The sequence below is a fragment of the Gluconacetobacter entanii genome (assembly GCF_003206495.1).
GTDB lineage: Bacteria > Pseudomonadota > Alphaproteobacteria > Acetobacterales > Acetobacteraceae > Novacetimonas > Novacetimonas entanii.
The window spans coordinates 1-13,601 of record NZ_NKUF01000017.1 but is presented as its reverse complement, the minus strand read 5'-3'; the positions used below and the strand labels follow the sequence as shown (position 1 = coordinate 13,601).

General features: G+C 63.8%; 12 protein-coding genes. 5 read left to right on the top strand and 7 right to left on the bottom strand.

From position 1 onward, the window contains the following. Window positions 1-14: 14 nt before the first annotated feature. Both CFR72_RS09075 and CFR72_RS09070 read right to left on the bottom strand, forming a co-directional pair. Window positions 15-1,025, bottom strand: a complete 1,011-nt coding sequence (locus CFR72_RS09075; RefSeq protein ID WP_110913655.1) for an Lnb N-terminal periplasmic domain-containing protein — start codon at window positions 1,023-1,025, stop codon at window positions 15-17. Next, complete coding sequence (locus CFR72_RS09070; RefSeq protein ID WP_244182231.1) at window positions 1,022-2,956, bottom strand: esterase/lipase family protein; 1,935 nt, start codon at window positions 2,954-2,956, stop codon at window positions 1,022-1,024. The genes CFR72_RS09075 and CFR72_RS09070 overlap by 4 nt, the downstream gene beginning before the upstream one ends. A gap of 207 nt (window positions 2,957-3,163) precedes the next feature. Between CFR72_RS09070 and CFR72_RS09065 the strand changes: the two genes are divergently transcribed. Both CFR72_RS09065 and CFR72_RS09060 read left to right on the top strand, forming a co-directional pair. Beyond that, a complete protein-coding gene (locus CFR72_RS09065) occupies window positions 3,164-3,415 on the top strand; it encodes a hypothetical protein (RefSeq protein WP_110913653.1) in 252 nt (83 codons plus the stop codon). 215 nt (window positions 3,416-3,630) lie between these two features. Then, the gene (locus CFR72_RS09060; RefSeq protein WP_110913652.1) at window positions 3,631-4,560 is read left to right on the top strand and encodes a DMT family transporter; all 930 of its coding nucleotides are present in this window, start codon (window positions 3,631-3,633) and stop codon (window positions 4,558-4,560) included. Between the two features lie 20 nt (window positions 4,561-4,580). On the opposite strand, the gene CFR72_RS09055 is transcribed toward CFR72_RS09060, so the two are convergent. From CFR72_RS09055 to CFR72_RS09035, 5 genes are read right to left on the bottom strand one after another with little or no spacing between them, the layout of a single operon-like run. Next, window positions 4,581-5,309, bottom strand: a complete 729-nt coding sequence (locus CFR72_RS09055; protein WP_110913651.1) for a copper homeostasis protein CutC — start codon at window positions 5,307-5,309, stop codon at window positions 4,581-4,583. Next, a complete protein-coding gene (locus CFR72_RS09050) occupies window positions 5,296-6,285 on the bottom strand; it encodes an ABC transporter ATP-binding protein (protein WP_110913650.1) in 990 nt (329 codons plus the stop codon). Before CFR72_RS09050 ends, CFR72_RS09055 begins: the two co-directional genes overlap by 14 nt. Next, window positions 6,282-7,316 carry an ABC transporter ATP-binding protein gene (locus CFR72_RS09045; protein WP_110913649.1) on the bottom strand — a complete coding sequence of 345 codons (1,035 nt, stop codon included), beginning with the start codon at window positions 7,314-7,316 and terminating at the stop codon, window positions 6,282-6,284. Before CFR72_RS09045 ends, CFR72_RS09050 begins: the two co-directional genes overlap by 4 nt. A gap of 3 nt (window positions 7,317-7,319) precedes the next feature. Then, entirely contained in the window at window positions 7,320-8,759 is a 1,440-nt protein-coding gene (locus CFR72_RS09040; RefSeq protein WP_110913648.1) for a M81 family metallopeptidase, read from the bottom strand. An 18-nt stretch (window positions 8,760-8,777) separates the two neighbouring features. Continuing rightward, window positions 8,778-9,881, bottom strand: coding sequence for an ROK family transcriptional regulator (locus tag CFR72_RS09035; protein WP_167400340.1), 1,104 nt, complete (start codon window positions 9,879-9,881; stop codon window positions 8,778-8,780). A 121-nt stretch (window positions 9,882-10,002) separates the two neighbouring features. Here CFR72_RS09035 and CFR72_RS09030 point away from each other — a divergent pair, with 121 nt between their 5' ends. Genes CFR72_RS09030 through CFR72_RS09020 form a run of 3 tightly spaced genes read left to right on the top strand, consistent with a single transcriptional unit; the run spans window position 10,003 to window position 13,341 of the window. After that, a complete protein-coding gene (locus CFR72_RS09030) occupies window positions 10,003-11,586 on the top strand; it encodes an ABC transporter substrate-binding protein (RefSeq protein ID WP_110913646.1) in 1,584 nt (527 codons plus the stop codon). Then, window positions 11,583-12,503, top strand: a complete 921-nt coding sequence (locus CFR72_RS09025) for an ABC transporter permease (RefSeq protein WP_110913645.1) — start codon at window positions 11,583-11,585, stop codon at window positions 12,501-12,503. The genes CFR72_RS09030 and CFR72_RS09025 overlap by 4 nt, the downstream gene beginning before the upstream one ends. A gap of 13 nt (window positions 12,504-12,516) precedes the next feature. Next, on the top strand, window positions 12,517-13,341 hold the full coding sequence (locus tag CFR72_RS09020; RefSeq protein WP_110913644.1) for an ABC transporter permease: 825 nt from the start codon (window positions 12,517-12,519) through the stop codon (window positions 13,339-13,341). Window positions 13,342-13,601 lie beyond the last annotated feature (260 nt).

The following is a 13,601-nucleotide window of genomic DNA, read 5'->3' as shown; positions in this document are numbered from 1 at the left end:
CGGGAGCAAACCGCCTACGGAGTTCCCGGCCCTTCGGGCGGCGGCAGGTGGGCGCGGATGGCTGCGGAATAATCCGGCCCGAGCACGGCGCCGGGTGCACAGACGATGTGGCTTGCGGCATGCAGGGCCGCGAAATCCGCAAAGCGCACCGGATCATACGGCCCCAGCAGGTTCATGTCATAGGCCATTGCCGCCGTATGGCCGCTGAGGATCACGCGCCAGTCCAGCCGGTAACGCAGTCGCGCCCCGGCGCGCGCCAGAATGCCGGTGGTGCAGTTATCCGTCAGCGTGTTGTACCATTGTGGGTGGCTGATCAGGTCATGGATCGCGCCGACATAACTCATGAACAGACGCTGGCGCACCTCGGGCGAAAGATTCAGGCGATAGAGATAGACGCGTTCACGCCGTATGTCGGTCCTGACGCCAATCAGGTCGCGTTCGTCCGCCGTGACATAGAACAGTTCATAATGATGGAAAAAACCGGCAATGGTGGAATAATCGAAACGCGCCTGCCGCCGTGTCTCGATGGAGATCGCGAGGTGCCGTCCATCGGCAAAGCCGAAGCTGAGGAAGACATGGGCGATGGTTTCCCCGGCCCAGTAGGAGGTGACAAGGTCAACGCTGCGTAACCCGTCCAGAGGATATGTGGCGTCGTACCATGCGGGGATGCCGTCGCTTGGCGTGCGATAACGGAAATTGCGGACGTGACGGACATGTATGTCATTACCCTCACGCCACGCGTCGGCCGGAATGGAATATTCCGGCGCCCACTGCCGGTCATTGCGCGGGGGATCCGTGACATACCAGGCACCCAGCCCACCGATCAGTCCCATGCGCAGGATCCGCCTCGGGCGCGGGGGGCGCACCCATGCGGAACCCAGCAGCAGGGCGGGAAACGCCACGCCCGCCCCCACCCGCAGCACATCCGGCTGGAGGGTGGAATAATATATGGCCGCCCCCACAAGCACGGCGCACAGCAGCAGCAGCACATGACCGCCCCATCGGCGCAATGGATGCCTGTTCATCGTGCCGCGGCCCGCTGCGGTATCGACCGTGATGCCGTGGCGGGATTTTGCGCCAGTTGCAGCAGCAGGATGCGTTGCACCTCGGCGATGGTGAAGGGATTGGATTGCGTGGAATGTTCGGAATGGCGGACCACCAGTTCCGAATCCACGCCGGGAATATGGGCGCTTTCATACGACACGACGCCATCGTCCGCGCGTGAGAGCGGATCCCCCGTGCCACAGACCGGGATGATGGAATTGGTGTGCACATCGGGCATGATCGGGATCGTGGGCAGCGTGCGCATGAAGGGACTACGTGGCGACATGGCATAGACACTGCCCAACCGTGGCATGCGGTTGTCCACATGCGTGCTGTCCCCTGCCCCGGTCACGATCTCACGCGCGGTTTCGCTTACCCGCCACGGCAGGCTGGCCATGCCCCCGATCAGTTGGGCCAGCGACATCCCGGCAAGGTAGCTGCCATGCTGGGGGGTGGCGATGAACACGACACGCTGGATTTCGGGCATCGGGGTGGGAAACATGGTTTCCTGGATCAACTCCCGGGTGCGCGCATTGAGATGAAACGTCGAAAGCGGGCGGCCTGCCGTGCCGTTCCACAGCCTGTCGCCCGGATTGATCACCAGCATGCGCGCCAGCAGGCCGCCCTGGCTGTGCCCCACCAGCGTGATGTGCCCAAGGGCGGGATCGGCCTTTGTCCCCCCAAGGCTGTCCACGGCCTGCGTAATGGCACGGCGCAACTGCCATGCGGAATACGGGATCGGGTTGCTGGTGGCGTAGGAAAAGAACCAGAAATCGAAATGGTCGCGGATATTGCGATTTTCGAGCAGGTCATTGACCATGCCGGCCCAGCGATAGGGGCTTGACGCCGTGCCGTGAATGAACACCACCGGCATGTTGCCCGGCCGGTGCGGCGTAATGGCGACCAGTCGTGGCTGCGTGCCGTCATAGGTGGTGCCATCGAAAAAGCCACGATATTCCTTGGTCCACAGCGCCGTTTCCTGCAGGCTGATGGCGCGGGCGGCCGTCTGGTCATAGGCCGGGGGAACGGGCGTGTCGGGGGCTTCGTCCATGACATGCATGACAAGGCGCCCATGCAGGTGTCCCGTCAGCACCTGCCTGCGCGGATCGTCAATGTCGAGCGTCATGTTCGCGGGAATGCGCAGGCGGCTGGTGACTTCGAACATCCTGTTGTTCTGCGTTGTCTCCTGCGTTGCGCCCGGCGTGCCGTCCTCCGGACGTCCCAGCGCGGTCAGCGCCTCGCCCAGGCCGGGGGTGCGATAGACATTGCGCATGCCGCTGACCGCCAGTGTCGCAGTCGGGAGGAACCCCTCCAGCAGGCGGCCATGCCAGTGCAGTTGCGCGGGATCGGCGCTCAGTTCGATCTCCCCGAACGGCAGGGCGCGGCGCTGCGCCACGATTGCGACCGGTGCGGGAAAAGCCGCCGTCAGGCCGAGGTTGTAGAAATCCGCTGCCTGCCGGAAACGCGGGTCATAGGGGTTGGGGCCATCCGCCCGTCCCGGCTGCAGGAACGCATAGGCATAGACCGCGGCGGCAAGGAAATCTTCCCCCCGGTGATGGCGCAGCCCCTGCCGGTAGCTCAGTTCCGCCAGCGCAAACAGCATGTCGGGCAGTTCGTCGTCATGGTCCGTGGCCGCCTGCTGTCGCAGCGCCGCGATGGCGCGGTCGGGATGGCGGTTCCACAGGTTGTCCAGCCCGCGCCGATGCAGCACGATCCGCGTATCGGGACCCGGCCCATGACCCTGCAGGGTTGTATGGCGGGCGTCGTCATAGCTTCTGACAAGGGAAACCTTGCGGACCTCGACCGGGCCGGCGCATGCCGCCAGCATCGTAAGCGTAAGTGCGACAGTGATGCGCGCCGCCCCCCTGCGGGGACGGACACGGCGAAAGCGACCTGACGAAGGATGTGTCATTGAAAAAATCAAGTACCTGCTATGCCCGACGAGAACAGTCCGTGTGTTATTTACAATACGATCGCCCATTGCAATGACATGCCACCCGTCCGGGCAGGGGGACGGCAGGGCAAGGGTTGAAATGTATCGCGGTGAAACCGATATGAAAAACAGGCCCGATCATTTCACGGGCATTTCTGGACGATTACAGACAGGATCAAACGGATCATGAGCGCTACCGAAAACCTCCGCAAGCTGAGCCCTGAAGACCTTCAGGACATTACCAGACATCTGGAAAAGTCCCTTCATCAGCACAAGGCCGAACTGCACCAGCAGATCGCCGAGCATCTGCGTGGCCTGAAGGGCGAGGTGCGGATCCACGAAAACAAGATCCCGACTTCGTGCAAGGTCTATGGTGTCCTGATCCTCGCGGCCGCGTCGCTGGCGAGTTACATCTTCGGACGCAAATCCGCTGACTGATCTTATCTGACAGCATAAGTGCCGTCCCTGCGCACGGCCATGGATGCCGTGACCGCGGGGACGGGATTGCCGCATGTTCCGGGCGAAGCGTCATATCTGAAATGACAAGACAGGCCGCAGTCTTTTCGCATGGCTGGGGTTGCATGACAGCGCTGGTTTTCATACCTGTCGCCCCATAAGTCTCGACCGGGACATACGGATCACGGATACAGCAGATGAAGATGGGCTTTCTTTCCTCGGGCATGATGCTGGCCTTTGCCGCCTTTTCTTCATTTTCAGTCAGCGACGCCTTTTCCAAGCTGCTTGCGGGGGCGGTGGACCCCTTCGAGTTCGCCTTTTCGGGTGGCGTCTTCGGCTTCCTGATCATCCCCTTCATCCGCCGCCGCGACGAATCCTACCTCGACATCTTCTCGCCGCAGCGACCCGGCATGTGGATCGTGCGCGCCATTGCCACCTTCGCCGCCACCGCCGCGAGTGTCGAGGCCTTCATGCTTCTGCCCATGCCCGAAGCATTGTCGCTGATGTTCCTCATGCCGCTTTTCGTGACCATCCTGTCGGTTACCCTGCTGCATGAAAAGGTCTCGGCCTGGGCGTGGGTGTCGGTCATTGTCGGGTTTATCGGTGTGCTGATCGTCCTGCGGCCGGGCATGCGCGCGCTGCATCTGGGGCACCTGTGCGCCCTGATCGCGGCGGTGGCCAATGCCGTGGGCGTCATTGCCTATCGCCTGGCGGGAAACAATACGCCGCGACTGTCACTGTTCGGGTCCAGCCTGTTTGGCCCGCTTGTGGGCGATGGCCTGCTGATGCTGGCGCATGCGCACTGGCCGCATGGGCTGAAAACCTGGTTCTTCCTGTTCGGTTATGGCTTCCTTGCCGCGCTGGGGCAGTTGCTGATGATGGTGGCGACCGCCCGTGCGCCCGCCAACCGGGTGGCCCTGCCGCAGTACAGCCAGATGCTGTGGGCGGTGGTGTTCAGCTATTTCCTGTTTCATCAGGCGCTTGATGGCTGGACCTTCGTCGGGATTATCGTGGTCACCTTCTCTGGCATGCTGAACTGGATCCGCCAGCGCATCCGCTACGAACACCTCGCCTTTGAGGAGCGGCGCGCCGCCCGGCATCGCATGGAACACGAAGCCAGCATATGACGTCTGACCGTTCCGACTTTCTATGATGCTGCCTGCCCTGCTCCCCGCGCTGCCGCGATAAGGGCACGGACGGCGTCAGGATCGGTCAGGCCCGGCATCGGGCCAAAGCCAAATGCACCGTCATCCGCCAGAGATTGCGCACGCCGCCTGCAGGAGGCATGGACCTCGCCCACGCCCGTAGCGCGGATCAGTGCCGCCACATTGCCCGCATTCACACCGCTGCCGGCAAGGACGGTGATACGGCCCGCCGCCAGTGCATTGAGGCGCGCCAGGCAGTCTGCACCCTGCGGCGCGGTCGGGCGCTGTCCCGAGGTCAGGATGCGGGTAAAGCCCGCCCTGATCGCGAATTCCAGTTCCGCGGCAGGATCGCGCACCAGATCGAACACACGATGCAATGTCCGCTCCATTCCCGTGCAATGATCGGACAGGTGCAGCAGAAGGTCATGATCGAGTCCTCCGTCTGGCCGCATCGCGCCGAGCACCACCCCCTTCAGGCCCGCTTCACGCGCCGCGCGTATGTCATCGACCATGATGGCGGCCTCATCACCGTCGAACACAAATGACCCTGCGCGCGGGCGGATCATGGCCAGTGCGGGGAGATTGCCGCGTGCCGCGCACCGCATCAGTCCGGCACTGGGCGTCAGCCCCCCGACATCGAGCGAGGCGCACAGTTCGATCCGGTCCGCCCCGGCCGCATTGGCGGCGGCGATGCCCTGCGGGGTTTCCACGCAGATTTCAACACGGGTCATGAAATATCTCCGGTCGCAGGCAGGCCACCCACCGGCCTGGTGCGACCTGTTGCAGGGGGGGAACCACGGTGGTGCAGGCCGCCATGGCATGGGGACAGCGGTTACGGAACGCACATCCGTGGCGCAGGTCCTGCGCCGCCGTGGGCAGGTCGGTCGCGGCGGGCATGTCGCCTTCTTCCCTCTGCCGCAGTCCCGGGGCTAGCGCCAGCAGGGTGCGTGAATAGGGGTGAAAGGGTTGCGCGCGGAAGGCCTGTATCGGGGCGATTTCCATGACACGGCCCAGATACATGATTACGACACGATCACACAGGAACATGACCGTCGGCAGGTCGTGGGAGATGAACGCCATGGCGAGGCCCAACCGTTCGCGCAGGTTGCGCAGCAGGTTGATGACCTTCGCCTGCACCGATACATCGAGTGCGGAGACAGGTTCATCCGCCACGATCACCCGTGGCCCGACCGCCATCGCCCGGGCGATGCCGATACGCTGGCGCTGTCCGCCGGAAAATTCATGCGCGAACCGCATCAGCGCATCTTCGCCCAGTCCAACGGACGCCAGCAGGTCGATCACCTTCTGCCGGCGGCTTTCGCGCGTACCGATCCTGTGGATTTCCAGCCCTTCGGCAACGATATCACGCACCCTCAGGCGCGGGTTGAGGCTTGCGGCGGGATCCTGGAAAATCATCTGCACCTGACGGCGGTACCAGTTCAGGTCCGGTCCGGACAGGGCATGGATGTCGCGTCCCTCGAAACTGACGCTCCCGGCCGTCGGCCGCTGAAGGCGGACCATGCAGCGGCCGACCGTGGTCTTGCCCGACCCGGATTCACCAAGGATGCCGACGATCTCGCCCGCATGGATATCGAATGATACTTTGTCCAGTGCCTGAACATTTCCGGTGCGACGGCCCAGCAGACTGCGGGGGGCGTGGAATTCCACGCTCAGGTCACGAACCGACAGTAAGGGAGGCGTGCTCATGCGCCTGCCGCCACGTTCATGTCGCGCCATGCAATGCAGCGCGTGGCATGTCCGCGCGCCGCATCGACCATCTGCAGGTCGGGATGCCCGACACGACAGGCGTCGCGCGCCATGTCGCACCGCATGGCAAACGCGCATCCGGCCGGACGGTGGGCCAGATCCGGCGGATGGCCCCGGATCGTCGGGAGTTCCGGCAATGCCCCCTCCCCCAGCGCGCCAAGATGGCGCACCGGCAGGCAGTCCAGCAGTGCCCGGGCATATGGATGGCGCGGGGTCTCCATCACATCGGCCGCGCGGCCATATTCGACCACCTGCCCGGCATACATCACCATTACCCGGTCGGCGAATGTCTCCACCAGTGACAGGTTGTGCGTGATGAACAGCACCGCCATGCCGGTATCGTCACGTAACTGTTTCAGGATATCAAGAATCTGCGCCTGTGTCGTGACATCAAGTGCTGTGGTCGGTTCATCCGCGATCAGCAGCGCGGGACGGCAGGCGATGGCAATGGCGATCATGACGCGCTGGCGCATGCCGCCCGACATCTGGTGCGTGTAACTGCCCACCCGTCTGTCCGGATTGGCGATCCCTACCGCCGCCAGCAGGTCGGTCGCGCGCGCCATGGCGGCGTGGCGGTCCGCCTGATCATGCAGGACAAGGGCCTCGGCAATCTGTTCGCCCACCGTCATGGCGGGGTTGAGCGAGGTCATGGGTTCCTGGAAGATCATCCCGATCCCGCCACCCCGGACCCTGCGCAGTTCCTTTTCCGGGGCGCGGGCAAGGTCAACAGGGTCCTGGCCCGCAGGCTGGAACAGCAGCCTGCCGCCCGTGATCTGGCCGATGCGCGGCAGAAGCCCCATCATCGACAGGCTGGTCACGCTTTTCCCCGAACCGGATTCCCCCACCAGCGCCACGATTTCGCCGGGGTGGATATCGAATGTCACGTCATCCACGGCATAGATGTCGCCACGCCGCGTATGGAAATGGATATTCAGCCCTTCGACCGAAAGGACAGGACGTGACACCGCCATGTGTCAGCGTGCCTTTCGCGCCGAAGGATAAACATGGGGCGACCATGTAAAGGACGTATCGAACGGGAATGTCGGGCGTACCTTGTGCAGGCGTGCAAGGCGGGTCACGTGCTGGTCCACCGCACCGGGGGAGAGCGCCATCAGCGCGGGATTGGCGATGGTGGCAAGTTCCGGCGACAGGTAGCCGGATTTGACCACGACAATACGCGCCTTGTGCGGGTCAAGGCCCAGCGCCGTGAAATCCGCAATGTTATGATAGGGCCTGCGCCGGGCCGCCACGACGACAAGGATCCCGCCGACGGCGATGACCGCCTGACGTTCGCGCTCCTGCGGATCGTCAAGGACGAAGCGGACTTCCCCCGTCACCTTGATCGGGGTCGTGTCCGCAATATCGAGCGCACCGCCGATCGACAAGGTGACCTGCGCGCCCACGCCCGCGGCGCAGGCCGTGCGGGTTGCCTGCGGGTCGGCAATACCGGCCACGATGACATCGCGTGCATCGCGTTCGATCAGCGCGCGCAGCACGTCGATCCGGTCCCCGACACCGCCGCCTGTCGGGTTGTCACCTGAATCCGCCACGATCACGGGTGCGCTTGTGCTTTGCAGCGCCCGGTCAAGCGTTTCATTTATGCTGCCGGTCCAGCAGCCGAATTCGAATTTCGTCCGGGCGTCCCAGTACGCCGTGGCCATTTCCACCGCTGCGGCCTGCATGGCCGCGGGGTCCGTGCCCGTCATGACCGAAGCCGCCGTCGCACGGGGTTCGTCCGCCCACACATACCCCACCATGAGCGAGGCATCCCAGATCCCCTCGCGCCGGTCCACTTCCGGCAGGCGGGCGTACAGGCCGCGCGCGGGTTCGTCCTCGGTGCTGGTCTTCTCACCGGGCAGCACGACGGGAACCGGCGCCCATACGACATGGGGCCGCACGCCGTCCGTCAGGCAGCGCACCAGCATCGTGACCGACCGCCGCATCGTTTCCTGAACGTCGATGTGCGGCGCGGTGCGATAGGTCGAAAACATGTCGATGGCGTCGATGATGCGCTGCGTCACGTTGCCATGCAGGTCATAGCTGACGGAAATGGGCACATCCTCGCCCACGACGGCGCGGGTGGCGCAGATCCAGTCGCCTTCGGCATCCCCCATGCCCTGCACGAACATCGCGCCATGCATGGACAGGTACACACCATCAAGCGGCCCCGCCGCGCGCAGGCGCTCAAGGAACTCGTCACGCAGTGCGCGGTAGGTTTCCGCCGCGACGGGACCGCCGGGAATGGCGCGGGCATGCAGGGTCGGGATGAACTGCGCCGGGTAATCGGACAGGAACGCAAAATAGGGCGCCTGCGACAGGGCATCGCCCCGCAGGACCCGGAAATCCTCCATCCGGGTCTGAACCGGATTATAAGTGCTGCATTCAATATGAATGCCGCCCACGGCAATACGCATGTCCTGTTTTCCCTTTTGTCAGAATTCGCGGAATAACGACCGGTCGGCCGCGACGCTGGCCGCACCGAATGCCCATGAATCGGCCATGACGTCGCCGGTGATGATCTCGGGCCGGGGGGCAAGCTGCGGCAGGATGTTGCCTTCCGCCGCCTGCCGCATCGCGCGCCCGAACAGGCCCGTCAGTTCGCCGCCCTGCCGCACGACAAGCACATGCTGCTGGTCCATGATCTGCACCATCTGCGCGATCATCAGGCCCAGCGCACTGCCCGCGCGGTGCAGCAGTTCCACCGCGCCAAGGTTGCCCTGGGCCGCAAGCTGCTCAAGCTGCTCCAGGTCCCCCGGCAGCCCTGCCCGTGTTGCGAGGTGCGAAATGGCCGAAAGCGAGGCCACGGTATCAAGGCAGCCGGTTTTGCCGCACAGGCATGGCAGCCCCCCCGGTTCCGCCGTGGCGTGCGCGATCTCCCCCGCCCCGCCCCGAAACCCGCGGAACAGTTCGCCGCCGAACATGTGCCCGCACCCGATCCCCTGCCCGACGGAAACAAGGCTGAAGGACGAGGCCTCCCGCATGGGGCCGAACCTGTATTGCGCGACGGTCAGGGCATTGGCATCGTTTTCGACATAGGCCGGCAGTCCGCAGGCCTGCGTGATCAGGGGGCCAAGCGGTGCATTTTCCCATCCCGTCAGGGTGGAACGCACGCATATCCCGCCCCGTTCATCCACCAGTCCCGACACCGCAAGCCCGATGCCACGCAGGCGCTGCGCATGGATCGACCCTTCGGGCGCGACCCGGGCAATCAGGCGGCGCACATGCGGGCCGATATCCTCCACCCGGTCCGGCAGGTCGATGTCGTGGCGGTCAAGGATCGTCCCGTGCAGGTCGCCCAGCACCATGACCGGACGGTCGGCGAGCGATATCCCGACGAAAAATGCGCTGTCCGCGGCAATGCCCAGCCGGATTGACGGCCGCCCGCCCCCATGCACCGTGTCGCGGGTTTCAATCAGGCCGTGTGCAAGCAGGTCCGCCGTCACCATGGAAACGGCACCCTTGCTCAGTCCGGAAAGACGGATCAGCTCCGCCCGGCTCAGGGGGCCGAACTGGTTGATCAGGCGTAGCAGCTGCACATGCGACCGGCAGGACACATGCCCCTCCATTTCGGCTAAAGATCAATTTATATCATTGATTGATCTTTCATTCGTCAAGTAAGTTTTTTATGTGATATAAGTGACAACAGATCGAAACGACATGGGTGATCGTGGCCGCCATATGACATGCCAGTACCGCCTGCCCCTGCTCCGCACCACCATCATCGCCTGCATCGGCATGCTGGCCACGACCCTGCCCCCTGCATCGGCGGCACAGGTGTCCGGGGGGCTGAGCGTCATGCAGACAGAACCCCCGCGCAGCATGGACCCGGCGGACCAGGTGGCGACGGATACGTCCTCCATCCTGACCGCGATGTATGAAGGGTTGGTGCGTGCCGGTGCGGATGGCACCATCCATCCCCTGCTGGCGACCACATGGACCCATGACACGCAGGGCATGACATGGGATTTCGTCCTGCGCCGCAATGTCAGGTTTCATGATGGCCACCCCATGACGGCCGGGGACGTCGTGCGCAGTTTCCGTCGCCTGCTGGACCGGAACGCGCCCCTTGCGGGAAGCAGCCGTTTCATGGCCGTCGTCGATGCGGTCACGACCACGGATGATGACATGACGGTGCGTTTTCACCTGCGCCGTCCCTACCCTGATTTCCTGCTGCTGCTTTCCTTCAGTCAGGCCTTCGTCACATCGCCCTATGCCGGCGCGTCCCTGTCGCGGCATGCGGACGGGACTGGACCTTTCCGGTTTGAGGAATGGAAAAGTTCTGAATATGTCACGCAGTCACGCAACCCGGAGTACTGGGGCACACCGCCGGAGATCACCAGCGTGCGCTGGATCTGGTCGGCGGAACCTTCGGTCATGGACATGTCGCTGCATACCGGCGACAGCGATATCGTAAGCGACCTGCCCGCGCTTTATGCACAGCAGATGCAGGGCGATCCCCGCTTTGTCATCCATGATGACGCCAATGGGCCGCTGTACTGGATTGCCATCAACATGGACCGGCGCGCGGGATCCGACCTGCGCATCCGTCAGGCCCTGAATTACGCAACCGACCGGCAGGCACTCGTCCATGCCCTGCTGCGTGACAGGGGACAGCCCGCACGATCCCCGCTGCAGCCGGTTTCCCCCTATTTCGTCAGCTATGCGCCCGACCCGCAATATGATCCCCAACGCGCCCGCGCCCTCCTGTCCGAAGCGGGGCTGGGCACGGGCCTGACATTCAGCCTTGCCGTGCAGGAAATGGACGAACCCATTGCCGAGGCATTGCAGGATATGTGGAAAAAATCAGGCATCACGCTGCATATTTCGCGACTGGAGGGCGGCGTCTATGCGTCCGAGGCCTTTGCCGGTCCCGCGCAGAAGGAGGCGCTGCAACTGGATGGCGTACTGGCATCATGGTCGTCGGGATTCATCGCGGACATGCAGTTGCGTCCCCTGTTCTACAGCGGTTCTGCCGCACCCGCGGGGGCCAACCTTGGCTTTTTCCATGACCCGGATGTCGATGCGCTGATCAACGCGGGGGCCGTGGAGACGTCCGGGGAGAACCGAAAGGCCATCTATGCAAAGGTACAGCAGATGATCATGCACGACGCGCCGGCCGTGCTGATCTATACCCGCGATACGCTGGTGGGCATGCGCGCGGATATCTCCGGACTGGTCGTGCGGCCGGACGGGGCGCTGGACATCACGCATGTGACACGCAACCGGCAGTCCCGATCATGAACGCACGTATCGTCAATAAACTGCTGATGCTGCCGGTCGTGATGCTGGTGGTGTCGTTCGCGGTCTTTGTCGCGGTCCGCCACTTGCCCGGCGATCCGGCGCGCATGCTGGCCGGCCCCGCCGCGACGCAGGATGCGGTCGATGCGGTGCATCATGGCCTTGGGCTGGACCGGCCGGTCCTGCAGCAATATGGCGGGTTCATGCGCGGTGCGCTGGAGGGGGATCTTGGGATTTCCATTGAATCGCGCCAGTCGGTGGGGCACGAGATCGCCAGTCATTTCCCCTATACATTGCTGCTGTGGCTGAGTGCCTATGCCCTTGCGCTGTGTTTTGGCATCCCCGGTGGCCTTGCCGCCGCGATGTTCGAGGACGGGATATGGGACCGGATCTTCATGGGGATGACGATCGTGCTGGCGTCGGTGCCCAATTTCTGGTTCGCGCTGCTGCTGATGGAACTGTTTTCCGTGCGCCTTGGCCTGCTGCCGCTGATGGGCGCGCATTCATGGTCCAGCCTGCTGATGCCGTCGCTGACCCTTGCGCTGATGCCCATGGCGCTGATCGGGCGCATGACGCGGGCCAGCATGATCGTCGTGCTGTCGCGTGATTACATCCGCACCGCCCGCGCAAAGGGCGTGGGCCTTGTGCGCCTGTGTCTGCGCCATGCCCTGCCCAATGCCCTGCCCCCGGTCATTACGGTCATCGGCATGAACCTTGGCAGTGTCATCGGCGGGGCGGTGGTGACCGAAACGGTGTTTGGCTGGCCCGGCCTTGGCCACCTGATGATCGAGGCGGTGCGCTGGCGCGACTATCCCGTGATCGAGGGCGTGACGCTGGTCGCGGTCCTGTCGGTCATCCTGGTCAACCTTGCGGCCGACATCCTCATTTCCCGGGTTGACCCCAGGGCACGGCGTAGCTGAAGGAGATCCCGCCATGACTGCTTCCTTTCGCGTCCTGCTCACACGCCTGCCGCTTTCACTGCTGGCGGGGATGGGGCTGACCACGTTTCTGGTGCTGGGTGCGCTCCTCGCCCCGCTCATCAGTCCGGCCGACCCGCTGTCACAGGATCTGTACGCCACGTTCCAGCCGATGTCGTGGCACCACCCGTTCGGCACGGATGCGTTCGGGCGCGATGTCTTCAGCCGCATCGTCTATGGCACGCGCTATTCCCTTGCCGAAGTCTGCATCAGCGTCCTCGTCTCCTGCATTGCCGGGACGCTGGCGGGCATGCTGGCCGCGCTTGTGGGGGGATATGTGGAACAGGCGGTCATGTGGGTTGTCGATATCATCTTTGCCTTTCCCGGGATCGTGCTCGCGCTGCTGATCCTCAGCCTGCTGGGACCGGGATTTCTCAACATGCTTCTGGCGATCTCGCTTTTTTCCATCCCCGTCTATGCCCGCCTGGCGCAGAACCTGACGCACAGCCTGCAACGCACGGAATATGTGGAGGCCGCCCGCACGCTGGTGGCCGGCACGTGGCGTATCCTGCATGTCCATATCATGCGCAATGCGCTGGGGCCGATCCTGGTGCAGTCCACGCTGACGGCCGGATCGGTCATCCTGACGGCGTCAAGCCTGTCGTTCCTGGGACTGGGGGTGGCCCCCGCCACACCGGAATGGGGTGCGATGATGAGTGATGGCCGCAATTACCTGGGGATCGACATCCTGCCGTCCCTGTTCCCCGGCCTTGCCATCACGATCGCCGTGCTGGGCTTCAACCTGCTGGGCGAAGGTGTGCGCAAGGTTATGGGGAAATGAGATAAAGTTTCTGGTGAAGATTTTTTCAAAAGGGGCATGGGGCCATGCCCCACCGCCTCAGGTCGCAGTGGCCGTCGCCTCCCCGACCGGCGCGGGCCAGAGCGAGGATTGCAGTTCATACGTCTTCTGCAACAGTGGCACCAGCGCCGGCCGTCCCTTCAGGGGTCGTTTGCGGGATGGGGCGAAATCCTACGCTAAGGATTTAGGCCAGCGATATTCGCCGGTGAGGTTGATGTGTTCCCATCCCAGCGGTGAGACAT

Excerpts from the sequence above, each read along its gene's own strand:
- CFR72_RS09075 (WP_110913655.1), bottom strand. The coding sequence starts at position 1,025 with ATGAACAGGCATCCATTGCGCCGATGGGGCGGTCATGTGCTGCTGCTG.
- CFR72_RS09070 (WP_244182231.1), bottom strand. The coding sequence starts at position 2,956 with ATGACACATCCTTCGTCAGGTCGCTTTCGCCGTGTCCGTCCCCGCAGG.
- CFR72_RS09065 (WP_110913653.1), top strand. The coding sequence starts at position 3,164 with ATGAGCGCTACCGAAAACCTCCGCAAGCTGAGCCCTGAAGACCTTCAG.
- CFR72_RS09060 (WP_110913652.1), top strand. The coding sequence starts at position 3,631 with ATGAAGATGGGCTTTCTTTCCTCGGGCATGATGCTGGCCTTTGCCGCC.
- CFR72_RS09055 (WP_110913651.1), bottom strand. The coding sequence starts at position 5,309 with ATGACCCGTGTTGAAATCTGCGTGGAAACCCCGCAGGGCATCGCCGCC.
- CFR72_RS09050 (WP_110913650.1), bottom strand. The coding sequence starts at position 6,285 with ATGAGCACGCCTCCCTTACTGTCGGTTCGTGACCTGAGCGTGGAATTC.
- CFR72_RS09045 (WP_110913649.1), bottom strand. The coding sequence starts at position 7,316 with ATGGCGGTGTCACGTCCTGTCCTTTCGGTCGAAGGGCTGAATATCCAT.
- CFR72_RS09040 (WP_110913648.1), bottom strand. The coding sequence starts at position 8,759 with ATGCGTATTGCCGTGGGCGGCATTCATATTGAATGCAGCACTTATAAT.
- CFR72_RS09030 (WP_110913646.1), top strand. The coding sequence starts at position 10,003 with ATGGGTGATCGTGGCCGCCATATGACATGCCAGTACCGCCTGCCCCTG.
- CFR72_RS09025 (WP_110913645.1), top strand. The coding sequence starts at position 11,583 with ATGAACGCACGTATCGTCAATAAACTGCTGATGCTGCCGGTCGTGATG.
- CFR72_RS09020 (WP_110913644.1), top strand. The coding sequence starts at position 12,517 with ATGACTGCTTCCTTTCGCGTCCTGCTCACACGCCTGCCGCTTTCACTG.